The sequence below is a fragment of the Streptomyces sp. NPDC058308 genome (assembly GCF_042880275.1).
Lineage (GTDB): Bacteria > Actinomycetota > Actinomycetes > Streptomycetales > Streptomycetaceae > Streptomyces.
On the sequence record NZ_JBHVZA010000011.1, the window covers coordinates 22,274 to 48,542 of the forward strand.

Annotated in this window: 15 protein-coding genes and 1 pseudogene; 3 read left to right on the forward strand and 13 right to left on the reverse strand. The window is 71.9% G+C overall.

Annotation, left to right across the window (positions count from 1 at the left end; genetic code table 11):
• Positions 1-35 precede the first annotated feature (35 nt).
• The 5 genes from secA to ACFVYL_RS16895 form a co-directional block, all read right to left on the reverse strand.
• Complete coding sequence (gene secA, locus ACFVYL_RS16875) at positions 36-2,798, reverse strand: preprotein translocase subunit SecA (RefSeq protein ID WP_389716827.1); 2,763 nt, start codon at positions 2,796-2,798, stop codon at positions 36-38.
• 245 nt (positions 2,799-3,043) lie between these two features.
• Positions 3,044-4,987 (reverse strand): acyl-CoA dehydrogenase family protein, encoded by a 1,944-nt coding sequence (locus tag ACFVYL_RS16880; RefSeq protein ID WP_389716446.1) that lies wholly within the window; start codon positions 4,985-4,987, stop codon positions 3,044-3,046.
• 279 nt (positions 4,988-5,266) lie between these two features.
• Positions 5,267-6,712 (reverse strand): aldehyde dehydrogenase family protein, encoded by a 1,446-nt coding sequence (locus ACFVYL_RS16885; RefSeq protein WP_389716449.1) that lies wholly within the window; start codon positions 6,710-6,712, stop codon positions 5,267-5,269.
• Between the two features lie 300 nt (positions 6,713-7,012).
• Entirely contained in the window at positions 7,013-8,713 is a 1,701-nt protein-coding gene (locus ACFVYL_RS16890) for a PucR family transcriptional regulator (protein WP_389716453.1), read from the reverse strand.
• A 242-nt stretch (positions 8,714-8,955) separates the two neighbouring features.
• On the reverse strand, positions 8,956-11,109 hold the full coding sequence (locus tag ACFVYL_RS16895; RefSeq protein WP_389716455.1) for an ATP-binding protein: 2,154 nt from the start codon (positions 11,107-11,109) through the stop codon (positions 8,956-8,958).
• Positions 11,110-11,409: 300 nt separating this feature from the next.
• On the opposite strand from ACFVYL_RS16895, the gene gabT reads away from it, so the two are divergent.
• Positions 11,410-12,744 (forward strand): 4-aminobutyrate--2-oxoglutarate transaminase, encoded by a 1,335-nt coding sequence (gabT, locus tag ACFVYL_RS16900; protein ID WP_389716457.1) that lies wholly within the window; start codon positions 11,410-11,412, stop codon positions 12,742-12,744.
• A gap of 574 nt (positions 12,745-13,318) precedes the next feature.
• On the opposite strand, the gene ACFVYL_RS16905 is transcribed toward gabT, so the two are convergent.
• Positions 13,319-14,365 carry an Lrp/AsnC family transcriptional regulator gene (locus ACFVYL_RS16905; RefSeq protein WP_389716460.1) on the reverse strand — a complete coding sequence of 349 codons (1,047 nt, stop codon included), beginning with the start codon at positions 14,363-14,365 and terminating at the stop codon, positions 13,319-13,321.
• A 102-nt stretch (positions 14,366-14,467) separates the two neighbouring features.
• Between ACFVYL_RS16905 and ACFVYL_RS16910 the strand changes: the two genes are divergently transcribed.
• Entirely contained in the window at positions 14,468-17,701 is a 3,234-nt protein-coding gene (locus ACFVYL_RS16910) for an amidohydrolase family protein (RefSeq protein ID WP_389716461.1), read from the forward strand.
• Positions 17,702-17,770: 69 nt separating this feature from the next.
• Positions 17,771-18,481 carry a phosphatase PAP2 family protein gene (locus ACFVYL_RS16915; RefSeq protein WP_389716463.1) on the forward strand — a complete coding sequence of 237 codons (711 nt, stop codon included), beginning with the start codon at positions 17,771-17,773 and terminating at the stop codon, positions 18,479-18,481.
• Here the strand turns inward: ACFVYL_RS16915 and ACFVYL_RS16920 are convergent.
• The 7 genes and pseudogenes from ACFVYL_RS16920 to ACFVYL_RS16950 all read right to left on the reverse strand — a co-directional run.
• Positions 18,435-19,448: pseudogene (locus tag ACFVYL_RS16920) on the reverse strand (chitinase); the annotation flags it as partial. The gene ACFVYL_RS16915 and the pseudogene ACFVYL_RS16920 overlap by 47 nt on opposite strands.
• Positions 19,449-19,785: 337 nt before the next feature.
• Positions 19,786-20,262 carry a hypothetical protein gene (locus ACFVYL_RS16925; protein WP_389716465.1) on the reverse strand — a complete coding sequence of 159 codons (477 nt, stop codon included), beginning with the start codon at positions 20,260-20,262 and terminating at the stop codon, positions 19,786-19,788.
• A gap of 193 nt (positions 20,263-20,455) precedes the next feature.
• Positions 20,456-21,874, reverse strand: coding sequence for an NAD(P)/FAD-dependent oxidoreductase (locus ACFVYL_RS16930; RefSeq protein ID WP_389716467.1), 1,419 nt, complete (start codon positions 21,872-21,874; stop codon positions 20,456-20,458).
• A 65-nt stretch (positions 21,875-21,939) separates the two neighbouring features.
• On the reverse strand, positions 21,940-22,743 hold the full coding sequence (locus ACFVYL_RS16935) for an ABC transporter permease (protein WP_389716469.1): 804 nt from the start codon (positions 22,741-22,743) through the stop codon (positions 21,940-21,942).
• Positions 22,743-23,687, reverse strand: a complete 945-nt coding sequence (locus ACFVYL_RS16940) for an ABC transporter permease (protein WP_389716471.1) — start codon at positions 23,685-23,687, stop codon at positions 22,743-22,745. Before ACFVYL_RS16940 ends, ACFVYL_RS16935 begins: the two co-directional genes overlap by 1 nt.
• Entirely contained in the window at positions 23,684-24,853 is a 1,170-nt protein-coding gene (locus ACFVYL_RS16945) for an ABC transporter ATP-binding protein (RefSeq protein WP_389716473.1), read from the reverse strand. The genes ACFVYL_RS16940 and ACFVYL_RS16945 overlap by 4 nt, the downstream gene beginning before the upstream one ends.
• Positions 24,854-24,967: 114 nt before the next feature.
• On the reverse strand, positions 24,968-26,218 hold the full coding sequence (locus ACFVYL_RS16950) for a spermidine/putrescine ABC transporter substrate-binding protein (RefSeq protein ID WP_389716475.1): 1,251 nt from the start codon (positions 26,216-26,218) through the stop codon (positions 24,968-24,970).
• Positions 26,219-26,269 lie beyond the last annotated feature (51 nt).

A 26,269-nucleotide genomic window follows, 5' to 3' on the forward strand; every position in this document is an offset into this window, starting at 1 on the left:
CCGGTTGGGGACGTACGGGGCGTGCGGCGACGCCGTCACCGGGTGCGGCGAGCGCCTGCCGGACCGTCGGGCGGCCGGGGGCCCGGCTCCGTTCCCGGCCCGTTTCCCCGGGCGTTTTCCGGATCTTCGTCGTGGGGTGTGAAGTCGCCCTCCAGGACGCCTTCCGCCGTGTCCATCGTCGGCGCGGTGAAGTGGAGTTGACCGCTGGGCCGGCGCGCCCGCAGGCCCTTGGCGCTGATCTCGACGGCGTCCTGCACGGGCTGCTCCTGCTGCTCGACGTGGACCTCCAGGTTGAAGAGGTAGCCGACGGACTCCTCCTTGATGGCGTCCATCATCGCGCCGAACATCTCGAACCCCTCCCGCTGGAATTCGAAGAGCGGGTCCCTGCCCAGGTAGGAGCGCATCCAGATGCCCTCCTGGAGGTAGTCCATCTCGTACAGGTGCTCGCGCCATTTGCGGTCGAGGACGGAGAGCACGACACGCCGTTCCAGTTCGCGCACGACGTCCGTGCCGAGGGCGCGCTCGCGCTCCTCGTACCGGTCGTGGATGTCGTCGACCAGGGCCTCGCGCACCTGCTCGGCGGTGACGTCCGAGCGGGTGCCGGCCGCCGCGTCGAGGTCCTGGGCGGTGACGCGCACGGGGTAGAGCTGGCGGCAGGCGCTCCACAGCCGGTCCAGGTCCCACTCCTCGGCGAAGCCCTCGGCGGTCGCGGCGCCGACGTACGCCTCGACGGTGTCGTCCATGAAGTGGCGGATCTGCTCGCGGAGGTCCTCGCCCGCCAGGACGCGGCGGCGCTCGGTGTAGATGAGGCTGCGCTGGCGGTTGAGGACCTCGTCGTACTTCAGGACGTTCTTGCGGGTCTCGAAGTGCTGCTGCTCGACCTGGGACTGGGCGGAGGCGATGGCGCGGGTGACCATCTTGTTCTCGATGGGGACGTCGTCGGGGACGTTGGCCATGAGCATCACGCGCTCGACCAGCTCGGCGCGGAACAGGCGCATCAGGTCGTCGCCGAGCGAGAGGTAGAAGCGGGACCGGCCGGGGTCGCCCTGCCGGCCGCTGCGGCCGCGCAGCTGGTTGTCGATGCGGCGTGACTCGTGCCGTTCGGTGCCGAGGACGTAGAGGCCGCCGAGCTCCTTGACCTCGGCGTGCTCGGCCGCCGCCGCGGCCTCGATGCGCCGCAGGACCTCTTCGTACCGGTCCGGGGCCTCCTCCGGGGTGAACCCGGCCGCCCGGAGCTCGGCCTCGGCCATGGCCTCGGGGTTGCCGCCGAGCATGATGTCGGTGCCGCGGCCCGCCATGTTCGTGGCGACGGTGACGGCGCCCCTGCGGCCGGCCTGCGCGATGATCTGTGCCTCGCGCCGGTGGTTCTTGGCGTTGAGCACCTCGTGCGGGACGCCGCGCGCGGTGAGCAGGGCGGAGAGGTGCTCGGACTTGGCCACGGAGACGGTGCCGACGAGGATCGGCTGGCCGGTGCGGTGCCGTTCGATGATGTCGGCGACGACGGCTTCGAATTTCACGGATTCGTCGCGGTAGACGACATCGGGCCGGTCCGCGCGGACCATCGGTTTGTTGGTGGGGATGGGCACCACGTGGAGTTTGTAGATCTGGTGGAACTCCGCGGCCTCGGTCATGGCCGTGCCTGTCATTCCGGAGAGTTTCTCGTAGAGGCGGAAGAAATTCTGCAGGGTGATCGTGGCGAGCGTCTGGTTCTCGTCCTTGACCGTGACGTTCTCCTTGGCCTCGATGGCCTGGTGGACGCCTTCGTTGTAGCGGCGTCCGGCGAGGATGCGCCCGGTGTGCTCGTCGACGATCAGGACCTCGCCGTCGGTGACCACGTAGTCCTTGTCCCGCTTGAAGTGTTCCTTCGCCTTGAGTGCGTTGTTCAGCTGGCCTATGAGGGACGTGTGCGCGGAGTCGTAGAGATTGTCTATGCCGAGCTGGTCCTCCAGGAATTCGACGCCGCTGTCGAGGACGGCGACGGTGCGTTTCTTGGGGTCGTACTCGTAGTCGTACGCGGCGCGCAGTTCGGCCAGTTCGAGTTTGCGCTGCGGGGCCGTGAATTTCTCCTCCTGGATCGCGACGCCCCGCATCCGCCGTGCGGCGGCGGCGAAGAATCCGTACCAGTGCGTCGGCTGGTCGGCGGGACCGGAGATGATCAGCGGGGTGCGGGCCTCGTCGATCAGGATGGAGTCCGCCTCGTCGACGATCGCGAAGTGGTGTCCGCGCTGCACCAGTTCACTGTTCGACCAGGCCATGTTGTCGCGCAGGTAGTCGAAGCCGAATTCGTTGTTCGTGCCGTACGTGATGTCGCAGGCGTACGCCGCGCGGCGTTCGTCCGGGCTCATCTCCGCCTTGATGACGCCGACGGTCAGGCCGAGGAAATGGTAGGTGCGGCCCATCCACCGGGCGTCGCGCGCGGCCAGGTAGTCATTGACGGTGACGAGGTGAACCCCCTTGCCCGTCAAGGCGTTCAGATAGGCGGGCAGGGTCGCGGAGAGGGTTTTCCCCTCACCCGTCTGCATTTCGGCGACGTTGCCGAGGTGGAGCGCCGCGCCGCCCATGATCTGGACGTCGAAGTGGCGCATTCCGAGGGTGCGCCGGGCGGCCTCGCGGACGGTCGCGAAGGCCTCGGGGAGGAGATCGTCGAGGTGTTCCCCGTCGGCGTACCGCTCTTTGTACTCGTCGGTGAGCGCGCGCAGTTCGGCGTCGGAGAGCCGCTCGACGTCCGCCTCGATGGAATTGACCTGATCCCTGACGCGTTCGAGCCTGCGCAGCATTCTGCCTTCGCCCGCGCGCATGATCTTTCCGGTGAGACGTTCCAGTTTGAGGACGGACAACGTGATCCCCTCCTGGTTCCCAGGCCGGTCAGCCCATTGTGGGCGGGGCGCACCGCCGCAGCAAGCAGTCCGGTGACGGGCGGGACGGAAAGCGGCGCACGCGACATCTTTGACGCGTGCGCCGCGCATTCGGCGGGTGTTCGACGCCTGCCGTCCCGTCGGGAGGTGCTCCCGCGGCCCGCTCACCGAGCCGGGGGACGCCGGGATCAGCCCTCCTTGATCACCCTTCGTACGTCGGGGCGCGGGGTCTCGGGCAGCTTGGTGTCCGCGATCCACGGGCCCTCGCCTGAGGGGTCGACGACGCCCGACTCCAGCCAGGTGTACGTCCCGGAGAGGACGCCCTTGACCACCTTGCGGTCCAGTTCGTCGGTGTTGGTCCACAGCCGGTCGAAGAGTTCGTCGACCCGGATGCGGGCCTGGCGGCAGAAGACGTCGGCCAGTTGGTAGGCCTCGCGGCCGTACTCCTCGGTGGTGCGCAGGAGTTCGGCGCGCACGCACGCCGCGCTCATCGCGAAGAGCTCCGCGCCGATGTCGACGACGCGGCCGAGGAAGCCCTGCTTGGTCTCCAGCTTCCCCTGCCAGCGGGACATGGCGTAGAAGGTGGAGCGGGCCAGCTTGCGGGCGCTCCGCTCGACGTAGCGCAGGTGGCCGGAGAGGTCCGGGTGGCCCTCGGGGTGGAACTCGGCGTACGAGCGCGGCAGCTGGCCGGGGCCCGTGACCAGCTTGGGCAGCCAGCGGGCGTAGAAGCCGCCCGCCCGCGCGCCCGCCTTCGCCTTGTCGGACAGCGTCTTGTCCGGGTCGATGAGGTCGCCCGCCACCTTCAGGTGGGCGTCCACGGCCTCGCGGGCGATCAGCAGGTGCATGATCTCGGTGGAGCCCTCGAAGATGCGGTTGATGCGCAGGTCGCGCAGGACCTGCTCGGCGGGGACGGCCCGTTCGCCGCGGGCCGCGAGGGACGCGGCGGTCTCGAAGCCGCGGCCGCCGCGGATCTGGACGAGCTCGTCGGCCATCAGACAGGCCATCTCGGAGCCGTACAGCTTGGCGAGGGCCGCCTCGATGCGGATGTCGTTGCGGTCCTCGTCGGCCATCTGCGAGGAGAGGTCGAGGACGGCTTCGAGCGCGAAGGTCGTCGCCGCGATGAAGGAGATCTTCTTGCCGACCGCCTCGTGGTGGGCGACCGGCTTGCCCCACTGCTCGCGGGCGCCCGACCACTCGCGGGCGATCTTCAGACACCATTTGCCCGCGCCGACGCACATGGCGGGCAGCGAGAGCCGTCCGGTGTTGAGGGTGGTGAGCGCGATCTTCAGGCCCGCGCCCTCGGGACCGATGCGGTTCGCGGCCGGCACGCGCACTCCGTGGAAGCGGGTCACCCCGTTCTCCAGGCCGCGCAGGCCCATGAACGCGTTGCGGTTCTCGACGGTGATGCCCTCGGACGCCGCCTCGACGACGAAGGCGGTGATGCCGCCCTTGTGGCCCTCGGACTTCGGCACGCGGGCCATGACGACCAGCAGGTCCGCGACGACGCCGTTGGTGGTCCACAGCTTCACGCCGTCCATGACGTAATCGTCGCCGTCCGGGACCGCCGCCATCGCCATGCGGGCCGGGTCCGATCCGACGTCGGGCTCGGTCAGCAGGAACGCGGTGATGTCGGTGCGCGCGCACCGGGGCAGGAAGGCGTCCTTCTGCTCCTGGGTCCCGAAGATCTTCAAAGGCTGCGGCACGCCGATCGACTGGTGCGCGGAGAGCAGCGCGCCGATCGCGGGGCTCGCGGAGCCGACGAGGGCCAGGGCCTTGTTGTAGTAGACCTGCGTGAGGCCGAGCCCGCCGTACTTCGTGTCGATCTTCATGCCGAGCGCGCCGAGCTCCTTGAGCCCCTTGATCACCTCGTCGGGGATCTTCGCCTCGCGCTCGATGCGGGCCGCGTCGATCTTCGTCTCGCAGAAGTCGCGGAGCTTGGCGAGGAACTCCTCGCCGCGCTGCGCGTCCTCGTCGGGCGGCATCGGATGCGGGTGGATCAGGTCGAGCCGGAATCGGCCGAGGAAGAGTTCCTTGGCGAAGCTGGGCTTGCGCCAGTCCTGCTCACGGGCGGCCTCGGCGACCTGCCGGGCCTCGCGTTCGCTCACGGACGGCTTGGGGGTTGGTGCGGTCATGAGGAGCTCACCTCGCCGCGGAGTGGGGCCGCCGGGCCCGTCGGCCCGGTCGTGCCGGTCGGTTACTGACTGGTGCTACTGGATCGTTGGTACCCGATCCGCCCCGAGCCCACCAGTCCTCGCGCAGCGTTCGGCGCATTGCGCACCCGTGCGGCCACGCGCGCCCCCGCTCCTCGCGGCTCCTCGCAGTTCCTCGCGGCTCCTCCTGAGCTCCTCGTACGAGAACGGCCGGAGCCCCCGCACAGTGGGCTCCGGCCGTTGTCCTTCGCGGACGTGGTCCTACAGGGCGAGGCCCGTCAGGACCATGACGCGCTCGTAGGTGTAGTCGTCCATCGCGTAGCGGACGCCCTCGCGGCCCACGCCGGACTGCTTGACGCCGCCGTACGGCATCTGGTCGGCGCGGTAGGACGGGGCGTCGCCGATGACCACGCCGCCGACCTCAAGGGCGCGGTGCGCGCGGAAGGCGGTCTGCAGGTCGTGCGTGAAGACGCCTGCCTGGAGGCCGTACTTGGAGTCGTTGACGGCGTCGAACGCGGCGTCCTCGCCGTCCACCTTCTTCAGCGTGAGGACCGGTCCGAAGACCTCCTCGTGGGCGAGAGTGGTGTCGGCCGGTACGTCGGCGAGCACGGTCGGCGCGTACGCGGCGCCGTCGCGCTTGCCGCCGGTGAGCAGCTGGGCGCCCGCGGCGACGGCCTCGTCGACCCAGGACTCCACGCGCTTGGCGGCGTCCTCGTTGACGAGCGGGCCGACCTCGGTCCTCGGGTCGGACGGGTCGCCGGTGACCTGGGCCTCGACGGCCTTGACCACGCGCGGCACCAGGCGGTCGTACACGGCGGCGTCCGCGATGACCCGCTGCACGGAGATGCAGGACTGGCCGCCCTGGTAGTTGGAGAACGTCGCGATGCGCGAGGCCGCCCAGTCGAGGTCCTCGTCGGAGGCGTAGTCGGCGAGGACCACGGCCGCGCCGTTGCCGCCGAGCTCCAGGGTGCAGTGCTTGCGCGGCACCGAGTCCATGATCGCGTAGCCGACCTTCTCGGAGCCGGTGAACGAGATGACCGGCATCCGCTCGTCCTGCACCAGGGCGGGCATCTTGTCGTTGGCGACCGGCAGGATGCTCCACGAACCGGCCGGCAGCTCGGTCTCGGCGAGCAGCTCGCCGAGGATCAGTCCCGAGAGCGGGGTGGCCGGCGCGGGCTTCAGGATGATCGGCGTGCCGACGGCGATGGCCGGGGCGATCTTGTGCGCGCAGAGGTTCAGCGGGAAGTTGAACGGCGCGATGCCGAGCACGACGCCCTTGGGGAACCGGCGGGTGAGGGCGAGGCGGCCCTGGCCGCCCGCGTCGGTGTCCAGGCGCTGGGCCTCGCCGCCGTTGAAGCGGCGGGCCTCCTCGGCGGCGAACCGGAAGACGGAGACGGCGCGGCCGAGCTCGCCGCGGGCCCACTTGATCGGCTTGCCGTTCTCGGCGGAGATCAGCTGGGCGATCTCCTCGGTGCGCTCGACGAGGCGGTCCGAGACGTGGGCGAGGGCGGCGGCGCGGACGTGGGCCGGGGTCGCGGCGAACTCGTCGCGCACGGCGTACGCGGCGGCGACGGCCTCCTCGACCTGGGCGTCGGTCGGGACGGCGGCCTTGCCGACGATCCGTCCGTCCCAGGGCGAGGTGACGTCGAGGGTGGTCTCGCCGGTGGTCTGGCGACCGGCGAGCCAGAAGGCGTGGATGGAAGTCATGTTGATTCCCGGCCCTTCCGCGGTGGTGTGTCTGGGGGTACGTCCCTCACGGTAGGGGTAGGCGGAGGGGCTGGCGTTTGTCCGGCGCGGAGTACTGGCCGGGGGCCTCGCGCCGCTTTGTATGTGTCGCCCTCGTTCATTGCCTGCGGGTCCGTGGGGGCTGGGTGCGCAGTTCCCCGCGCCCCTTGGGGGCCCCCTCTTCTCTGCGGCTGCGGGTCCGTGGGGGCTTGGCGCGCAGTTCCCCGCGCCCCTTACAGGGTGGTCCTCGGTCGGATGTCCCGCGCCCCTTACGGGGCGCCCTCAGTCGGATGTCGTCGATGTCGCCTTCAGGGAGAGCCACAGCTCCATGCGGACGTCCGGGTCGTCGAGGGAGCGGCCCAGGATCTCCTCGACCCTGCGCATCCGGTACCGCAGCGTGTGCCGGTGGACGCCGAGGTCCGCCGCCGCGGCGTCCCACTGCCCGTGCCGGGAGAGCCAGGCCCGCAGCGAGGCGACGAGGTCGCCGCGGCCGGTCGCGTCGTGCTCGTGCAGCGCCCGCAGCAGGCCGTCCGCGAAGGCCCGCACCGCGTCGTCGGCGAGCAGCGGAAGGACGGAGCCCGCGGCTAGCTCCTCGTGCTCGACGAGGGCACGGCCGCGCCGCCGCGCGACGGACAGCGCCTGTTCGGCCTGCTTGTACGCGGTGGCCGCGGCGATCGGTCCGGCTGGTGCGGAGAGGCCCATGACCAGCTCGGCCTGCTCGCCGGACGCGGCGGGCTCGCGCCCCGCGACGCCGCGCCCCGCCTCCAGCGCGGCCGCGTACTGCGCGCAGGCCCGTGCGCCCGCGCCGCCGTCCACGACGAGCAGTACGAGCCGTTCCCCGTACGGGACGACGAGCAGCGCCTCGCCGGAGCGTGCGGCCGCGGCCTCGACGACGTCGACGAGCGCGGCGAGCGGGTCGCCGCCGCCCGAGACCTCGGCCACCGCCGCGAGGACCGCGGCGGACGCGGTGCCGGGGCCGCCTTCCTGAGCGCCCGCGCCCGCGCCGTCGTCGTCGGCGCCCGCCCGCACCCGGGCCGCCGACGCGGACGCCACCTCGGCGACGACCAGCCGGAAGGGGGCGTCCAGGAGCCCGCCGTACAGGTCACCCGCGACGGTCCGCGCGTGGTCCGGCTCGCCCGCGAGCAGCATCCGCAGCACGGCCACGCCGATCCGCTGCTCGGCGGCGTGCAGCGAGCGGGAGCGCTCGGTGGTGAGGGTGAGCAGCGCGATGGCGGAGTGCACCGCGTACCGCTCGGCGGTGCCGAGGGTCGAGGCCGTACCGACGGCGAGGGCGGCGCGCGGCCTGCGTCCCGTGCCGAGCGAGTGCAGCTCCACGCGGTCCTCAGTGCCCGCGACGACGGAACTGGCGGGCGCCGGGCGCTCCCTGAGGCGTTCGACGTCGGCGGTGAGCCTGGCGGCCCTGCGGGTGGCCCACTCCGGCGCGGTGGCGACGACGGCGCCGGACGCGTCGTACAGCGCGGCCCAGCCGTCGACCTGTCCGGCGAGCGCGAGCAGCAGCCCTTCGGGTCCGTCGCTCAGCGTCTGCTTGGTCAGTTCGCGCTGGGCGGCGAAGCCCGCCGTCACGGCGCGGTACTGCTCGGCGGCGATGGCGGCGGACACGGCCTTGCTGATGGCGAGGAACGGGGTGCGCCGGGGCACCTCGATGAGCGGAAGACCGGCGTCGGTCGCGGCGTCGAGCAGGGCCTTGGGGATGTCGGGGTAGTGCACGCCGACGGCGAAGCCGAGCCCGACGACGCCGGCGCCCGCGAGCCGTTTCACGTAGCGCCGCATGGCCTCCGGGTCCTCCGCGTCCAGCTTCAGCGCGGTGATGAGGAGGAGCTCGCCGCCCTCCATGTAGGGCACGGGGTCGGCGAGTTCGCTCGCGTGCGCCCAGCGCACGGGGGCGTCCAGCCGTTCCTCGCCCGCGCGCACGGTCAGCTTGAGCGCGGAGTGGTGGACGAGCGAGGCGAGCGTGGGCGGCATGGGACCTTCAGGTCTGCGGCAGGCGGGGCGGGCGGGCTTCCCGGCCCCCGGGGTGCGGGCGCCGGGACGTGGATCTTCGCGATGTGGATCTTTTGGCCGCTCCGTATGAACGACCTGTGTCGATTCTGCCTCACCGTACGGTGCGCCAGGGACCGAACACCACGTACGGGACGATCCGGAAGTCCTCTCGCGATGGACCGTCCGGGTACCCCTCCCTCATGGCTTCAGACGCTCCCTGGGCTTCAGGCCCGCAGGTCCACGAGGAGCGGGGGCGCGTACTCACCCCGTACGTCGGTCAGGGAGAGCACCGCGTGCCCCGGCGGCACCCCGTGTGCCAGCTCGGAGGCGGACCAGCGCTCGCGCTCGACCTGGCGGACGGTGACCGCGCGGGCCGTCGGGGCGTTGCCGGTGATGACACGGCGCAGCACGTGCACGGTCTTGCCCAGTGGGGTCTCGGCGATGATCTGCCGGTCGGTGACATCCCGTGCCTCCGTCCACTCCTTGCCCCAGACTTCCGCGAAGTCCTGGCCGTCCCACGGGGTGAGCCCGGAGAGCGCCATGCGGCAGCCGGTCGCGCCGAGCAGGGGGGTGCGCAGCGGGCGGGGTACGTCGTCGAGCGTACGCAGGGTCATGACGACGCCCGCGTTGGCGGACCGCAGCCGCTGGATGCGGCGTACGGACTCCGGGGTGACCGTGCCGGACGCGTCGTCCAGGACCAGGCAGGCGAAGAGCGAGCGGTCCTCGCGGGCGGCGGCGCTCGCCGTGAACTGGGCGAGGACGAGGCGGGCGAGGATCCGCGAGGCGTCGGCGTGCCCGCGCTCGGGGAGGTCGATGCGGACGCGGACGGGGTGGTCGAGGGCGCGCAGCGAGAACGGGGTGCTCCGGCCCGAGGTGTCGAAGAAGGCGGCGAACGCGGGCCGGTCGAGCAGCGCGATGCGGTCGGCGAGGACCGCTCCGGGGTCGCCGGGGTGGCCCAACTGGCGCTCGCGGGCGTCGAGTTCGCGGATCATGGCGTCGTGCCCCGCCTGCTGCAGCGCCTTGCGCAGCGCGCCGAGCGGGCCGGGCGAGCCGTCGAGCAGGGCGCGCAGCTCGGGCACGGACGGGAAGCGCCGGTGGACGGCGAGCCAGGGGCCGAGGAGCTGGGCGAGACAGGTCGTGGAGCGGCGGCTGTCGCCGCTGGGGTGCGGGTCCACGAGGTCGCCGACGAGGGCCTCGGCGAGCACGGCCGCGGCCTCGTCCGGGTCGTCGGTGCCGCCGTACAGGTCGAGGTCGTACAGGGAGTCGGGGTGGCCGACCCGTACCACCACGTCGTAGTCCTCGGCGGGCCCGAGCCCCGCGCCCGCGGCGCCGACCACCACGACGGCGGCCCGCCCGGCGAGCGCGCCCAGGCACAGCGACTCGGCGAGCGGCCACACCACGCGGGCGGTCTTGCCAGAGCCGCCGGGTCCGACGGCGACCAGCGAGGTGCCGAGCAGGTCGGGGCCGAGCGCGAGCCCGGTGCCCCGGTAGGCATAGGGGTTACGGGGATCGTCGACCGTCGTCCCGATCCGCACCTGCGCCGTGGCGAGGTCGTGGCGCGCGGCGCGCTGGGGCAGGTCCCGGTCGCCGGACGGATGCATGCAGGCGGCGGCCCCGTCCCGTACGACCGCGTCGCTGAAGGCGGCGAGCGGGCTGCGGCCGGCCTGCACGGACCGCCAGGCCCGCGCGATCCGGGCGTGGTCGACGTCCCGCATCAGCCCGGACCGCGCGTCGGCGGCGAGCCGGTCGGCGGCGTCCTGCGCGCCCGCGGCCCGCAGCTGCGGCCAGTGGGCGGGGTCCTCCCCGGGCGGGGGCGGCGGCGCGGGGGCCTCGCGGCGGCGCAGGCGCGGGGCGACGAAGCGGCGCCAGACCTCGGACCAGCGGCCGAGCTTGCCGACTCCGATCATGATGGCGAGCGCGATGAGGACGTAGTAGCCGTTCCACACGATGGCGTTGCCGATGCGGTCGCCGCTGTAGAGCCAGGCGTCGGGCAGGAACAGTTCGATCGGCAGCACCCACCAGCCGCCGAGGTAGCCGTTCCAGAGCAGCGACCAGAGCAGCCAGCCGACCAGGAACGAGATGAGCGCGCCGCTGAGCAGCTGCCGGGACGGCACGACCTCGGGCTCCCGCTCCGGCCGCGGCGAGTGCGCGAAGCGCCAGATGCCGGGCAGGGTGGCGGGCCGCGGCGCCCGCAGCCAGGCGAGGAAGGCGGCCCCGTCGGGCAGCGGCGACGCCCCGGGGGCCTGCGCGGGCCGGGGCGGAACCCCGGGCGCCCTGCCCCCCGCACGGGGCACCGCGGACCCGGGCGGAGGCGCCGCCGGGCGCGGCACCGGTGTGGCGTGTGTGCCGCGAGCGTCGTGCGTGCCGTCGGAGTCCATGCCCCTTGCCCCCTGACCAGCCGAACTGTCGTTTCGCGGGTCAATCTAGTGCCCCAGCAGGGGCAGTTCACCGGATACGCGCCCGGACCCGCGGCGATCCGGTATCCGCCGGTCCGGTATCCGGTCCGGTGTCCGGTCCGCCCGGCAGCCGCTTCACGGACCGGCTCGCTATGTCCACCACGGACAACCGCCGCGCCCGACGACTCCCCGATGGAGCATGCCCGCCCCCCGGCCTCGCCCCTAACCTGCGAAGAAAGCAGTAGAGCGTCCGTATCGTCGCCCCACCCCCCAGGAGCCCCCATGACCGCCCTTCCGCAGGAGCGCCGCGTCGTCACCGCCATCCCCGGTCCGAAGTCGCAGGAGCTGCAGGCCCGCCGTACCGCCGTGGTCGCCGGTGGCGTGGGCTCCGTGCTGCCCGTCTTCGCCGCGCGCGCGGGTGGCGGGATCATCGAGGACGTCGACGGCAACCGTCTGATCGACTTCGGCTCCGGCATCGCCGTGACGTCCGTCGGCGCGTCCGCGGAGGCCGTGGTGCGCCGGGCGTCCGCGCAGCTGGAGCAGTTCACCCACACCTGTTTCATGGTCACGCCGTACGAGGGCTACGTCGCCGTCGCCGAGGCGCTCGCGGAGCTCACGCCGGGTGACCACGAGAAGAAGTCGGCCCTGTTCAACTCCGGCGCCGAGGCCGTCGAGAACGCCGTCAAGATCGCCCGCGCGCACACCAAGCGCCAGGCCGTCGTCGTCTTCGACCACGGCTACCACGGCCGCACGAACCTCACGATGGCGCTGACCGCCAAGAACATGCCGTACAAGAACGGCTTCGGCCCGTTCGCGCCCGAGGTCTACCGCGTCCCGGTCGCCTACGGCTACCGCTGGCCGACCGGCGCCGAGAACGCCGGCGCCGAGGCCGCCAAGCAGGCCATCGACATGATCGGCAAGCAGGTCGGCGCGGAGAACGTCGCCGCGATCATCATCGAGCCCGTGCTCGGCGAGGGCGGCTTCATCGAGCCCGCCAAGGGCTTCCTGCCGGAGATCGTGAAGTACGCGAACGACAACGGCATCGTCTTCGTCGCCGACGAGATCCAGTCCGGCTTCTGCCGCACCGGCCAGTGGTTCGCCTGCGAGGACGAGGGCATCGTCCCGGACCTGATCACCACCGCCAAGGGCATCGCGGGCGGCCTGCCGCTCGCCGCCGTCACGGGCCGCGCCGAGATCATGGACGCCGCGCACGCGGGCGGCCTCGGCGGCACCTACGGCGGCAACCCGGTGGCCTGCGCCGGTGCGCTCGGCGCCATCGAGACCATGAAGGAGCTCGACCTCAACGCCAAGGCGAAGAACATCGAGGCCACCATGAAGGCCCGGCTGACCGCCATGGCCGAGAAGTTCGACATCATCGGCGACATCCGCGGCCGCGGCGCGATGATCGCCATCGAGCTGGTCAAGGACCGTACGACCAAGGAGCCGCACCCGGAGGCGACCGCCGCCCTGGCCAAGGCCTGCCACGCGGAGGGCCTGCTCGTGCTGACCTGCGGCACGTACGGCAACGTCCTGCGCTTCCTGCCGCCGCTGGTCATCGGCGACGACCTCCTGTACGAGGGCCTCGACATCATCGAGGGCGCCTTCGCCCGCGTCTGAGCAACCGGGCGCGCCCGCGCCTGCCCGGCCCGGCGTGCGAGGCCCGTACGGATCCCCGTACGGGCCTTTCGCATGGCCGGAAACGGGCGCTCGGAAAAGGGCGCTGACGTGCACGGATCCCGTGCGGTGGCGGTGGTGTGACCTGAGGTGGGCGTCGGGGCGTGTGAAGAAGGTGTGGGGGCCCCATGTCGGGTTGCTGTTCCGTCTGTCGGCCCGCGACGAGCTGCCGTACGGTTTCTGCAGATGAGAGAAACACCCGCTCACAGGGGACTGTGGGCGGCACCATGGCGGAGCTTCCCCGGCCCCGCTCTGGTCGTGCCCTTGCGCACGTCCGGGGTCTTCGACTCCGGAACTCCTCACCGATCGGACGGCCGCCCGCCCCAAACCCCCCGGGGCGCGCGGACCGCCGGTCCGGAAGGCCGCCTCGGCGCCTCACCCGACGGACTCGCGCAAGCAGACCGGCTCGGACAGGCCGGGCCGGCCGACCACCGAAGGGCTGGCGCACTCCCCCCCTTGCGCCAGCCCTTCGGCGCGTTCTCCCCCGGTGGACCGGTACGGCGCCACGCCCGCGCCCTCACACCGGCCCCCGGCCGGACCTCCGCCCCTGCGCGTCGAGCAGGTATCCCGCGCGCTTGACGGTGCGCAGCGTGATGCAGCGGTCCGCGATCTGCACCCCTTCGAGTCCGTCCTCGATCCGCGCCTCAAGGCGGGTCACGTCGGTCAGCTCCCGCATCCAGACGCACATCGCCAGGTTGTACGTCCCGACGGCGGCGACCACCAGACGCGCCTCCTCCAGGCGCGCCAGCCGCGCGGCCACTCCCGTCAGGCGGCGCGCCGGAACCCGGATGAAGTACCAGGCCTGCACGGACCGCCCGGACATCGCGCGGGCCACGTCCGTCCACAGCAGCACCCGCTGCTGGGCGAGCAGGCGGTGCACGGTCTCCCGCGCCCGGCGCACGGGGACGCCCGTGCGGGCGGCGATCCGGGTGGCGGGCATGCGCCCGTCCTCATGCAGTGCGGCCACCACCTCGCGCTCGAACCGGGTCAGGGCGTCGCAGGCGGCGGCGTCGCGGGCGGCGGCATCGCGGGGGCCGGGGCCGGTGAGCCGTTCGAGCTGGTCCGGCGAGAGCTCCCCGAGCCGCCACTCGCCCGGGTCCCGGGTGAAGGAGGTGACGAGCTGGGTGCGCACGGCCCGTACCTGCGGACCCGCGCCGAGCCGGGTCAGGACGTAGTCGGCGAGGCCCGCCTCGTCGGCCGTGCCCACGCCGAGCAGCAGATTGCGCCCGCCCGACACGATGTCGAGCGTGCGGCACTCCCGGTCGCGGGCGAGCTCCTCGGCCAGCTCCAGGGGATTGCCCGCGCACTCCACCTCGACGACGGCCCTGCGGCCGAGACCGGGCGAGGACTCACTCGCGGTCACCCAGACCAGGCCCGCGGCCCGCAGCCGGATCCACCGGCGGGCGACGGTGGCGGCGTCCACTCCGAGAACGGAGCCGATCTTGGTCCAGGAGGCCCGCGGCTCGACCTGGAGGGCGTTCACGATCAGCCGGTCCAGACGGTCGACGCCCGGCTCCGGCAGGGGTGACTCGCCGCCGCTCCCCCTCGGCGTATCGGTACACACAACCGCCTGTATAGCGCGCTTTCCTGCGCGGTGCTGATCAATTTCGCCCGGATCCTGCGCCGCACTCCTCGCCGCCCGACCTCTGGATGAAGATCGCGACCCATGGCCGCTGCACTCCACCGGCCTCACCAACAGGCCTGCGTTGGAGGAAAGTTGACCATCCCGGAGTTCTCGCGGCGTCGTTTTCTGCGGACGACCACAGTGGCGGGCGCGGCGGCCACGACCGGCGCGTTCGCGGGCGCCGGACCCGCGCACGCGACTCCCGCCGCCGGTCCGGCCGGCCCCGCCGCCACCGCGGGCGCCGCCGGGGCCTCGCTGCGCTTCACCGCCGCCACCACCGGTTCCGCCTCCCTCGCGGGCGACCGGCTGGTCGCCGAGGTGCAGGGCGTGCTGTGGTCCCTGCCGCGCAAGGGCGGCGAGGCCGTGCCGCTCACCCCGGCGGACCTGGAGCCGACGCGTCCGGTGCACTCGCCCGACGGGCGGTCCATCGCCGTCTGCGCGTTCCGCTCGGGCACCTTCCAGATCTGGACGCTGAGGCCGGACGGCTCCGAGCTGACCCAACGTACCGAAGGCCCGTGGGACTGCCGCGGCCCCGCCTGGTCGCCGGACGGCAAGCGGCTCGCCTTCGCCTCCGAGCGCGACGGCGACCCGGTGACCGGCGCCCCCTTCCGCATCTGGACCCTGGAGCTGGCCACCGGCGAGCTGACCCGGCTGACCGGCCGTCCCGGTCAGCCGGGTCCCGTGCAGGACGGCGCGTGGGAGGACTTCGACCCGGTCTGGTCACCCGACGGCAAGCGGGTGCTGTTCGTCCGCGCCGCGGCGGAGTCGGGCGCGCTCGACGCCCGCACGATCGCCTCCGTGGCCGCCGACGGCAGCGGCTCCGTCACCGTGGAGCACACCGGCACCGGCCAGCTCCTCGTGCCCGCCGTCTCCTCCGACGGCACGCTCGCCTACCTGCGCACGACGGCCGCGCCCCACGCGGGCTGCACCCTCGTCGTGGCCGGCGAGACCGTGGCGGTGGGCGGCGACATCGCGCCCGTACCGCCCCGCTGGATCTCCGCCAAGGAGCTGCTCCTCACCGTCGACGGCCGCTTCACCGTCGTACGGCCCGCCGCCCCCGGCACCCGTGAGGACATCCCCTTCACCGCACCCCTGCCCCTCGACCGCCCGGACTACCGGGTCAAGTCGTTCGATCTGGACGGCACCGAAAGCCGCCCGGTGCGCGCCTTCGACCTGCCCGCGCTCTCCCCCGACGGCGGGCAGGTCGCCTTCACCGCCCTCAACTCCCTCTGGATCGGCGACGTTTCGGGCGGCAGGGCGCCGCGCAGGGTGACCCGGGCCAAGGCGACCGGGTACCTCTACGCGGCGGCGTGGACGCCCGACGGCAAGGCCCTGCTGTACTCCGACGACCGCGACGGCATGCCCGCCATCCGGCGACGGGAGCTGGCCGACGGCAAGGAGACGGTGATCGCCTCCGGCGGCCGGATCCAGCCGGCGCCCTCCCCCGACGGCAACCGCCTCGCCTGCTTCGACCTCGCGACGAACCTGCTGATACGTGACCTGCGCACGGGTGAGGAGACGAAGCTGGCGGCCAGTCCGCCCGGCGGCGAGATCTCCGGCCGCCCCAGCTGGTCCCCCGACGGCCGCCGGGTCGCGGTCAGCGTCCGCAACCGCATCAACCAGCGCTTCCGCGAGGGCTACAACCTCATCCGGGTGATCGACACCGTCGACGGCTCCGCCGAGACCCACGCGGTGGCGCCGCACACGTCCCTCTCCGACCGCACCAGCAACGGCCCGGTCTGGTCCCCGGACGGCCGGTACATGGCCGCCGTCGTCGAGTCCGCGCTGTGGCTGCTGCCGGTGCGCCCCGACGGCACCCCCGACGGCACGCCCCGCACCTTCCCCGGCGAGGCCGCCGACCACCCCACCTGGTCGGGCGACGGCCGTCACGTCCTCTACCTGTCGGCGGGCCGGCTCCGGCTCCTCACCGTCGCCGACGGCAGCGTCCGCACCGTCAAGCTGCCGCTCGGCCACCGGCGCCCCGCGGCCGAGGACACCGTCGTCCACGCGGGCCGCTTCTGGGACGGCGCCGGCGACGACGACACCGTCCGCGAGGACGTCGACATCATCATCCGCGGCGGGCGCGTCACCGCCGTCGAACCGCACCGGGCGGGCCGCGCCGCCGCCCGCCGCGTCGACGCCGCGGAGCACACCGTGATCCCCGGCCTGTGGGACTCCCACATGCACCCGCAGCCGTCCGTCTACGGCGGCAGGCAGGCCACCCTGTTCCTCTCCTACGGCGTCACGAGCACCGTGTCGATGGGCGGCGCCGGATACGAGGGGGCCCGCCTGCGCGAGGCCGTCGCCGCCGGTGAGCTGGCCGGACCCCGGCTCGTGACCGCGAGCGAAGTGCTCGACGGGACGCGCGTCGCGTGGGACAACCGCGTCCACGCGACCCGCGAGGGCCTGCGCCGGACCCTCTCGCGCGGCAAGGCCCTCGACTGGGACTTCGTCAAGACCTACGTACGGGCCCCTGGCTGGGTGATGGAGGAGGCCGCGCGCTTCGCGCACCAGGAGCTCGGCGTGCGCTGCGGCAGCCACAACCTCTCCCCCGGCATCCAGCTCGGCCACGACCTGACGACGCACCTCCAGGCGACACAGCGCGCCGAGTTCGGCCACGCCACCACCGCGGGCGAGTTCGCCTACCAGGACGTGACGGAGATCTACACCGCCACCGGCGACTTCCACCTGGTCGCCACGCCGTTCTCGGCCGCCCCGCTGATCGGCGCGGCCCCGGGCCTCGCGAAGGACCCGCGGGTCACCCGCCTCATGCCGCCGTGGGAGACCTCCCAGGTGCGGGACCTGGCGGCGCAGCCGCCCACCGAGGCGCAACTGGCCACCCTGACACGGGAGATCGACATCTACCGCAGGATCTCGGCGGCCGGCGGGCTCATCGCCATCGGCACGGACTCCCCCGGCATCCCGACCGGCCTGGGCGTGCACATCGGTCTGCGCGCCCTGCGGCGCGGCGGCATGTCGGTCTCCCGCACGCTGCGCACGGCGACCTCCGCGCCCGCGCGGATCTTCGGTCTCGACCGCGACCTCGGCACGCTTGAGGTGGGCAAGCTCGCCGACCTCGCGGTCATCGACGGAGACCCCTTCACCGACTTCGACTCGCTGGTGCGGACGGTGTCGGTCATGCGGGGCGGCGTGCCGTACGAGCAGCAGGAGCTGGTCGGCTCCGTCGCCGCGGTGCGGGTCGCGGCACGGGACCGGGCGCACTGGGACCGTACGGGTGCGAAGTTGCGGAGCCAGTGCTGCGACCACGGGCACTGAGCACGCTCCCGTCCGCGCGCCGTGCCCCGCACGCGCGGGCGGGCGATCGTTCCTGCCAGGCTGGGGGCCATGTCTGCTTCCCCGCCCCCGGGCCCCCGGGGCGTGTCCGCCGCGCCGGAGAGCCGGACTCCCGCACCACGGCGGCCCGCCCTCTCCCTCTCTCTGTGCGCACTGCTCTTCGCGCTCCTCACCTGGCAGGTCGTGGCCGACGGGCCGCTGCGCCGTGCCGACGAACACGCGGCGCGCACCCTCGCGGGCAGCCGCCTGCCGGACCGTGCCGCCGAGTTCCTCGCCGACCTCGGCAACGTCACGGTGGCCGTGCCTGTCCTCGTCGCCGTCCTCGCGTACACGGCCTGGCGCGGGCAGCGGTCCGGCGCCCACCGCTGGTGGCTGCCCGCGGCCGCCGCGCTCGTCGCGATGGCCGCGGTGCCCGCGCTCGTGACCCCGCTCAAGGCGCTGGTCGACCGCCCGGGTCCGCCCGGCTCGGCCGGTCACGAGGGCTACTTCCCCTCGGGCCACGCGGTGACCGCCGCGGTCGCCTACGGCGCGGCGGTCCTGCTCGTCCTGCCGTTGCTGCGCGGCGCGTACGGCCGCCGCGAACTGGTCATCGGCTGCTGCCTGTTGAACGTCGCGGTCGGGTTCGGGCTGGTGCGACGCGGGTACCACTGGCCCCTGGACGTGGTGGCGGGCTGGTGTCTGTCCGTGGCGCTGCTGCAGGTGATGCTGGTGGTGATCAGCCGAAGTACGCGTCGAAGTTCTTCGAGAACTCCCGGTTGTTGAAGCGGTCCCAGTTGACCGACCAGGCCATCAGGCCGCGCAGGTCCGGCCAGGTGCCATGGGTCCGGTACGACCCGCAGTTGGTTCCCTTGGTCAGGCAGTCCAGGGCCTTGTTGACCTCGCTCGTCGGCACATGCCCGTTGCCCGCGTTGACGGACGCGGGCATGCCGACGGCGACCTTCTGGGGCGGCAGGGGCGGGAAGACCTTGTTCTTGTCGCCCGCCACGGGGAAGCCGGTGAGCAGCATGTCGGTCATCGCGATGTGGAAGTCCGCGCCGCCCATGGAGTGGTACTGGTTGTCCAGGCCCATGATCGGGCCCGAGTTGTAGTCCTGGACGTGCAGCAGCGTGAGGTCGTCGCGCAGGGCGTGAATGACCGGGAGGTACGCACCCGCGCGCGGGTCCTGGCCGCCCCACTTTCCGGTGCCGTAGAACTGGTACCCGAGCTGCACGAAGAAGGTCTCGGGCGCCATGGTGAGCGTGAAACCGGCGCCGTACCTGGCCTTGAGGGTCTTCACGGCGGAGATGAGGTTGACGATCACCGGGGTCTTCGGGTTCCTGAAGTCGGTGTCGTCGGCGTTGAGCGCGAGCGAGTGGCCCTCGAAGTCGATGTCCAGGCCGTCGAGGCCGTACTCGTCGATGATCCTGGAGACCGAGGAGACGAAGGTGTCGCGGGCCTGCGCCGTCTTCAGCTGGACCTGGCCGTTCTGGCCGCCGATGGATATGAGGACCTTCTTGCCCGCCGCCTGCTTCGCCTTCACGGCGGCCTTGAACTCGTCCTTGGTCTCCACGTTCGGGCACTCGGTCTTCGGGCAGAGGCCGAAGCGGATGTCGCCCGAGGTCACGGAGGTCGGCTCGCCGAAGGCCAGGTCGATGATGTCCCAGCTGTCGGGGGTGTCCGCGAGGCGGGTGTAGCCGGAGCCGTTGGCGAAGCTGGTGTGCAGATAGCCGACGAGGGCGTGGTCGGCGAGGGCTCGACCGGCGGGGGCTCCACCGGCGGGGGCAGCCGTACGGTCCGCGGTGACCGGGAGCTCGGGAGCCGCCGTCGCGCGGGTGGAGAGCAGGCCGGACGCGGTGAGCGCGCAGGCGGCGACGGCGACCACGGCGAGACGTCTGACGCGGCTCGCGCGGCTGGTTCGGGGCAACAAGGAGCGGTCCACAACTGCCTCCGGGCATGGGGGGGGTGGAGGGCGGGTCGCGCTTAACTTGGTCCAGACCAATTGAGTTGTCAAGGTGTCCGACGGCACGCCCTCGGTGTCCGGCCGCACGCTCCCGGCTCCCGACGGCACCCTTCCCGCCTCCGGCGGCTCACTCCTCCCCCTCCCGTGCCAGCCACGCCGCCGCCTCGTGCATCGCGAGTTCGAGCAGTGCCGGGTCCGTCAGCGTCCCCGAGCCGTCCGGCGGGACCAGCCAGCGGATGCCGCCCGTGGCCCGCCCGGGATGAGGCACGACGATCCAGGTGCCGCTGCCGACGCCGCGTACGCCCGTACCGAGCCAGCGGGAGACCGTGCCCGGCGGCACGAAGAACCCCGTGCGTTCGTCGCCGAAGTCGGCGAGCACGGGGCCGGGACGGTCGATGCAGCGGGTCAGCACGTCGAGCGTGGGATAGCCGAGTTCGGCGGGCAGGATCAGCACGTCCCAGCGCCGCCCGGCGGGCAGGAGCGCGACCCCGAGGGGGCTGCGCTCCCATTCCCAGCGGCAGGCGTCCGGGTCCGGCGCCGCCGACGCCAGCCATTCGGCCGCCGCCCTCGCTCCAGAGCCACCCGGACCAGTCCAGCCAGTCATGACAGAACCTCTCTCTCCTGTACGACAACAGTGCGTGCCATGGGGAGAGAGGCTTCGGGGCGCGGCATTACGCGGGTTCCGGCTGCCAGTTGGTGGTGCGGGGGGCACCGGGGACGAGCGGGGCGTGCGCCGGTTGATCACGCCCCGCTCAGTGGCCCGCCGACCGTTCGCTCGATGCGTCCCGTGCGTCCCGTCAGCTGTCGAAGCCGAGGCCCAGTTTGTCCATCGTCTTGAGCCAGAGGTTCCGCTTGCCGCCGTTGGCGTCGGACCGGGCGAGCGACCACTTGGTCAGCGCGACACCGGTCCACGCGAAGGGCTCGGGCGGGAACGGCAGCGGTTTCGTGCGGACCATCTCCAGGTCCGTACGCTCCGTCCGCTCGCCGGACAGCAGGTCCAGCATCACGTCGGCGCCGAACCGGGTGGCCCCGACACCGAGACCCGTGTACCCCGCCGCGTAGGCGACCCGGCCCTTGTGGGCCGTGCCGAAGAACGCCGAGAAGCGCGAGCACGTGTCGATGGCGCCGCCCCACGCGTGCGTGAAGCGCACCCCCTCCAGCTGCGGGAAGCAGGTGAAGAAGTGTCCGGCGAGCTTCGCGTAGGTCTCGGGGCGGTCGTCGTACTCGGCGCGCACCTTGCCGCCGAACGGATAGATCGCGTCGTAACCGCCCCACAGGATGCGGTTGTCGGCGGAGAGCCGGAAGTAGTGGAACTGGTTGGCGCTGTCGCCGAGGCCCTGGCGGTTCTTCCAGCCGATCGCCGCCAGCTGCTCGTCGGTCAGGGGCTCCGTCATCAGCGCGTAGTCGTAGACCGGGACCGTGTACGGACGCAGGCGCTTGACCAGCGACGGGAAGATGTTCGTGGCGAGCGCGACCTGCCCGGCGAAGACCCTGCCGTACGGGGTGCGGATCGCCATCCCCGCGCCCGCAGAAGCCAGTTGGAGCGCGGGCGTGTGCTCGTAGACGCGTACGCCCTTCTCCAGACAGGCCCGCTTCAGACCCCAGGCCAGCTTGGCCGGGTTCAGCATGGCGACGCCTTCGCGGTCCCAGAGGCCGCCGAGGAAGGTCGGCGAGTCGACCTGTTCGCGCAGGGTGTCCGCGTCGAGCAGTTCGGCGCCGCCCGCCAGGCCGTGCTCGGCCATCTCCTCGTACATCTCGCGCAGTTCGGCCAGCTGGTGCGGTTCGGTGGCCACGTCGATCTCGCCGGTGCGCTCGAAGTCGCAGTCGATGGAGTAGCGCTTGACGGCCGCCTCGATCTCGTCGAGGTTGCGGGCGCCGAGCTCCTCCAGCTTCCCGATCTCGCCGGGCCAGCGGGCCAGGCCGTTGGCGATGCCGTGGGTGAGGGAGGCGGCGCAGAAGCCGCCGTTGCGGCCGGACGCGGCCCAGCCCGCCTCGCGGCCCTCGACCAGGACGACGTCGCGGTGCGGGTCGCGCTCCTTGGCGATGAGCGCGGTCCACAGGCCGCTGTACCCGCCGCCGACGACGAGCAGGTCGCAGCGCTCGTCGCCGGTCAGGGCGGGCTCGGGGGCCGGCCTGCCGGGGTCGTCCAGCCAGTACGAGAGAGGCCGGGCGTCGGCGAGAGATGAGGTCCAACGGGTCATGGCGCCTGGGGCCATGATTTCCACTCCTTCGGAAACAGGGATCCTTCGGAAACAGGAATCCTTCGAAGAACAGAGAAGCGCTATTTCGCCTGCTTGTTGCGGCGCTTGCCGACGAGCATTCCGGCGAGCACGAGCAGTACGGCCACGAGGAACATCGCCGTACCGATCACATTGATCTGAACGGGCGTGCCCCGCTGCGCGGATCCCCAGACGAACATGGGGAACGTCACAGTCGATCCCGCATTGAAATTCGTGATGATGAAATCGTCGAAGGAGAGAGCGAAGGCGAGCAGCGCGCCCGCCGCGATGCCAGGTGCGGCGATCGGCAGGGTGACCCGCAGGAACGTCTGCACGGGACCCGCGTAGAGGTCCTGCGCGGCCTGTTCCAGACGGGGGTCCATCGACATGACGCGCGCCTTGACGGCGGTCACCACGAAGCTGAGGCAGAACATGATGTGGGCGATGAGCACGGTCCAGAAACCGAGCTGGGCGCCCATGTTGAGGAAGAGCGTGAGCAGCGAGGCGGCCATCACGACCTCGGGCATCGCCATCGGCAGGAAGATCAGCGAGTTCACCGCGCCGCGCGCCCGGAAGCGGTAGCGCACGAGCGCGAAGGCGATCATCGTGCCGAGCACGGTCGCGCCGATCGTCGCCCAGGTGGCGATCTGCAGGCTCAGCGAGAGCGATCCGCACATGTCGGCGACGCCGCAGGGGTCCCGCCACGCGTCGAGCGAGAATTCCTGCCAGGAGTAATTGAAGCGCCCCTTCGGCTTGTTGAAGGAGAACACCGTCACGACGACGTTGGGAAGCAGCAGATACGCGAGCGTCAGCAGGCCCGCGATGACGACGGCATTGCGCCGCAGCCGGCGGAAGAAGGCGGCCATCAGACGAGATCCTCCGTCCCTGACTTGCGGATGTAGAAGGTCACCATGAAGAGGATGGCGGCCATGAGGATGAAGGAGAGCGCGGCGGCCGTCGGGTAATCCAGAATGCGCAGGAACTGCGTCTGGATGACGTTTCCGACCATGCGCGTGTCGGTGGATCCGAGCAGGTCCGCGTTCACGTAGTCGCCCGCCGCCGGGATGAAGGTGAGCAGCGTGCCGGAGACGACACCCGGCATGGAGAGCGGGAAGGTCACCTTGCGGAAGGTCGTCGACGGCCTGGCGTACAGGTCACCCGCGGCCTCGTGCAGCCGCCCGTCGATGCGCTCCAGGGAGGTGTAGAGCGGCAGGATCATGAACGGCAGGAAGTTGTACGTGAGTCCGCAGATCACCGCCAGCGGCGTGGCGAGGACCCGGTCGCCGTCCGTGACACCCAGCCAGCTGGTGACGTCGAGGACGTGCAGGGAGTTCAGGGCGCCCACGAGGGGGCCGCCGTCCGCGAGGATCGTCTTCCACGCCAGCGTGCGGATCAGGAAGCTGGTGAAGAACGGCGCGATGACCAGGACGAGGATGACGTTGCGCCAGCGGCCCGCGCGGAACGCGATGAGGTAGGCGAGCGGATAGCCGAGCAGCAGGCACAGGACCGTGGCGGCGCCCGCGTAGAGCACCGAGCGCAGGAACTGCGGCCAGTAGTCGGCGGCCGCGTCCCAGTAGGTGGCGAAGTGCCAGGTGACCTTGAAGCCCTCTTCGAGGGAGCCGGTCTGCACGGAGGTCGACGCCTGGTAGACGAGCGGCAGCGCGAAGAAGACGACCAGCCAGAGAAGGCCGGGGAGCAGCAGCCAGTACGGGACGAGGCGGCCGCGTTTGCGGGTCCTGCGCGGGGCCGGGGCGCTGTCGTCGGGTGCGGCCCCGGGGGCCGGGGGTGGCGCGTCGGTCACGGTGGTCATGCGGAGGCTTCCTCCTCGACCTTCTCGACGCCCGCCGCGACGTCCTGTGCGGCGTCCAGGGCGAAGGTGTGCGCCGGGTTCCAGTGCAGGACGACCTCGGCGCCCGGGGTGAGGCGGCCGTCGCGCTCGATGTTCTGCGCGTACACCTCGAAGGAGGGGCAGACCGGGCTGCGGACGACGTACTGCGTGGAGACGCCGATGAAGCTGCTGTCGCCGATGCGGCCGGTGATGCGGTTGCGGCCCTCGGGTATCCGCCCCGCGTCGTCGGCGTGCGTGAGGGCGATCTTCTCGGGCCGTACGCCGACCAGGACCTTGTCGCCGGTGGCGGTGGGGCCCGTACACCGGGCGGCGGGCAGCGTCAGCTTGCAGTCGCCGGCCTTGACGGTCAGGTCGCCGCCGCTCTTGGCGCCGCCCCCCTGGATCTCCGCCTCGATGAAGTTGGAGGTGCCGAGGAAGTTGGCGACGAAGGTGGTCCGCGGGTTCTCGTAGAGGTCGGCGGGGGCGCCGAGCTGCTCGACGCGGCCGCCGTTCATCACGGCCACGGTGTCGGCCATGGTCATGGCCTCCTCCTGGTCGTGCGTGACGTGCACGAAGGTGATGCCGACCTCGGTCTGGATGCGCTTGAGCTCCAGCTGCATCTGGCGGCGCAGCTTCAGGTCGAGGGCGCCGAGCGGCTCGTCGAGGAGGAGCACCTTGGGGTGGTTGATGAGCGCGCGGGCGACGGCGACGCGCTGCTGCTGGCCGCCGGAGAGCTGGTGCGGCTTCTTGCGGGCCTGCTCGCCGAGCTGGACCAGGTCGAGCATCTCGCCGACCTGGTTCTTCACGGACTTGATGCCGCGGCGGCGCAGGCCGAAGGCGACGTTCTCGAAGATGTCCAGGTGCGGGAAGAGGGCGTACGACTGGAAGACGGTGTTCACGGGCCGCTTGTACGGCGGCAGGGCCGTGACGTCCTGGTCGCCGAGGCGGACCGTCCCGGAGCTGGGCTCCTCCAGGCCCGCGATCATGCGGAGCGTGGTGGTCTTCCCGCACCCGGACGCGCCGAGCAGCGCGAAGAAGGAGCCCTGCGGCACGGTGAGGTCGAGAGGGTGCACGGCGGTGAAGGAGCCATAGGTCTTGCTGATCCCGGCGAGACGGACGTCGCCGCCGTGTTCTTGAGCAGTGGTCATGATGGGTCCAGGAGAAGTAGAGGGAGGAACAGGGGCGCCCCTCAAGGGACGCGGGAAACTGCGCGACCAGCCACAAACCGCCCCGCGGACGCGAACCGGCAACCGCGGAGCCGCCTACGCGCCGAGAAGCTTCGCGAACTTCTCTTCGTACGCGGTCTCTTCCTTCGACGTGAGCGAGCGGAAGGCCCGGGACTTCGCCTTCATCTCCTTGTCGGGAATGATCAGCGGGTTGGCCGCGGCGTCCTCGTCGATCTTCGCGAGCGCCTCCCGCACACCGTCCACGGGGCAGACGTAGTTGATGTACGCCGCGAGGCGGGCCGCGGGTTCCGGCTCGTAGTAGTAGTCGATGAGCCGCTCGGCGTTGCGTTTGTGGCGCGCCTTGTTCGGGACGAGGAGGTTGTCCGTGGACGTGATGTAGCCCTGGTCCGGGATGTGGAAGCCGATGTCGGGGTTGTCGGCCTTCAACTGCACGATGTCGCCGGCCCAGCCGAGGCAGGCGGCCATGTCGCCCTTGGCGAGGTCCGAGGTGTAGTCGTTGCCGGTGAAGCGGCGGATCTGCTTCTTGTCGACGGCTTTCTGGAGGCGGTCGATGGCCGCGTCGAAGTCGTCGTCGGTGAAGTCGCCGGGGTCCTTGCCCAGGTCCAGGAGGGTCATGCCGACGGTGTCGCGCATCTCCGAGAGGAATCCGACGCGCCCCTTCAGCTTCGGGTCGTCCAGGAGCTCGGACACCGAGGTGATCTTCTTCCCGCCGGTGGCCTTCTTGTTGTACGCGATGACCGTGGAGATGCCGGTCCACGGGTACGAGTACGCGCGGCCCGGATCCCAGTCGGGGTCGCGGAACTGGGTGGAGAGATGGGCGTACGCGTGCGGCAGGTTGGCCGGGTCCAGTTTCTGGACCCACCCGAAGCGGATGAACCGGGCCGCCAGCCAGTCGGTGACGCAGATGAGGTCGCGCCCGGTGTCCTGGCCCGCGGCGAGCTGCGGTTTGACCTTTCCGAAGAACTCGACGTTGTCGTTGATGTCCTCGGTGTACTTGACCTCGATCCCGGTGCGCTTCGTGAACGCCTTCAGGGTCGGCCGCCGGTTCTCGTCCTTCTCGTCGACGTCCATGTACTCGGTCCAGTTGGAGAAGGTGACGCGCTTCTCCTGCGCCGAGTGGTCCTCGGACGAGACCTCGCCCTGCTTCTTGCCGGCCGCGGGGATCCCGCAGGCGCTCAGCGCCGCGAGTCCGCCGGCCGCGAACGCGCCGCCCGTGCCTGCGCGCAGCACGGAGCGCCGGGTCAGGGCGGCCCTGCCGCTCGTGAAGCTGCGGTGCATGGCGGCCAGTTGGGCCGGGGAGAGGCAATCGGGCTCGTACTGCTCCATGCGCGTGGTTGCCCTTTCGGGAATAAGGCGGCCGCCGGTCGTGCGGCCTGG

What these genes read in the sequence shown, in the direction of transcription:
- ACFVYL_RS16885 (WP_389716449.1), bottom strand. Translation starts at nt 6,712, where the DNA reads ATGACTTCCATCCACGCCTTCTGGCTCGCCGGTCGCCAGACCACCGGC.
- gabT (WP_389716457.1), top strand. Translation starts at nt 11,410, where the DNA reads ATGACCGCCCTTCCGCAGGAGCGCCGCGTCGTCACCGCCATCCCCGGT.
- ACFVYL_RS16945 (WP_389716473.1), bottom strand. Translation starts at nt 24,853, where the DNA reads ATGACCACTGCTCAAGAACACGGCGGCGACGTCCGTCTCGCCGGGATC.
- secA (WP_389716827.1), bottom strand. Translation starts at nt 2,798, where the DNA reads ATGCGCGCGGGCGAAGGCAGAATGCTGCGCAGGCTCGAACGCGTCAGG.
- ACFVYL_RS16935 (WP_389716469.1), bottom strand. Translation starts at nt 22,743, where the DNA reads ATGGCCGCCTTCTTCCGCCGGCTGCGGCGCAATGCCGTCGTCATCGCG.
- ACFVYL_RS16880 (WP_389716446.1), bottom strand. Translation starts at nt 4,987, where the DNA reads ATGACCGCACCAACCCCCAAGCCGTCCGTGAGCGAACGCGAGGCCCGG.
- ACFVYL_RS16915 (WP_389716463.1), top strand. Translation starts at nt 17,771, where the DNA reads ATGTCTGCTTCCCCGCCCCCGGGCCCCCGGGGCGTGTCCGCCGCGCCG.
- ACFVYL_RS16895 (WP_389716455.1), bottom strand. Translation starts at nt 11,109, where the DNA reads ATGGACTCCGACGGCACGCACGACGCTCGCGGCACACACGCCACACCG.
- ACFVYL_RS16925 (WP_389716465.1), bottom strand. Translation starts at nt 20,262, where the DNA reads ATGACTGGCTGGACTGGTCCGGGTGGCTCTGGAGCGAGGGCGGCGGCC.
- ACFVYL_RS16950 (WP_389716475.1), bottom strand. Translation starts at nt 26,218, where the DNA reads ATGGAGCAGTACGAGCCCGATTGCCTCTCCCCGGCCCAACTGGCCGCC.
- ACFVYL_RS16910 (WP_389716461.1), top strand. Translation starts at nt 14,468, where the DNA reads ATGGCCGCTGCACTCCACCGGCCTCACCAACAGGCCTGCGTTGGAGGA.
- ACFVYL_RS16940 (WP_389716471.1), bottom strand. Translation starts at nt 23,687, where the DNA reads ATGACCACCGTGACCGACGCGCCACCCCCGGCCCCCGGGGCCGCACCC.
- ACFVYL_RS16930 (WP_389716467.1), bottom strand. Translation starts at nt 21,874, where the DNA reads ATGGCCCCAGGCGCCATGACCCGTTGGACCTCATCTCTCGCCGACGCC.
- ACFVYL_RS16890 (WP_389716453.1), bottom strand. Translation starts at nt 8,713, where the DNA reads ATGCCGCCCACGCTCGCCTCGCTCGTCCACCACTCCGCGCTCAAGCTG.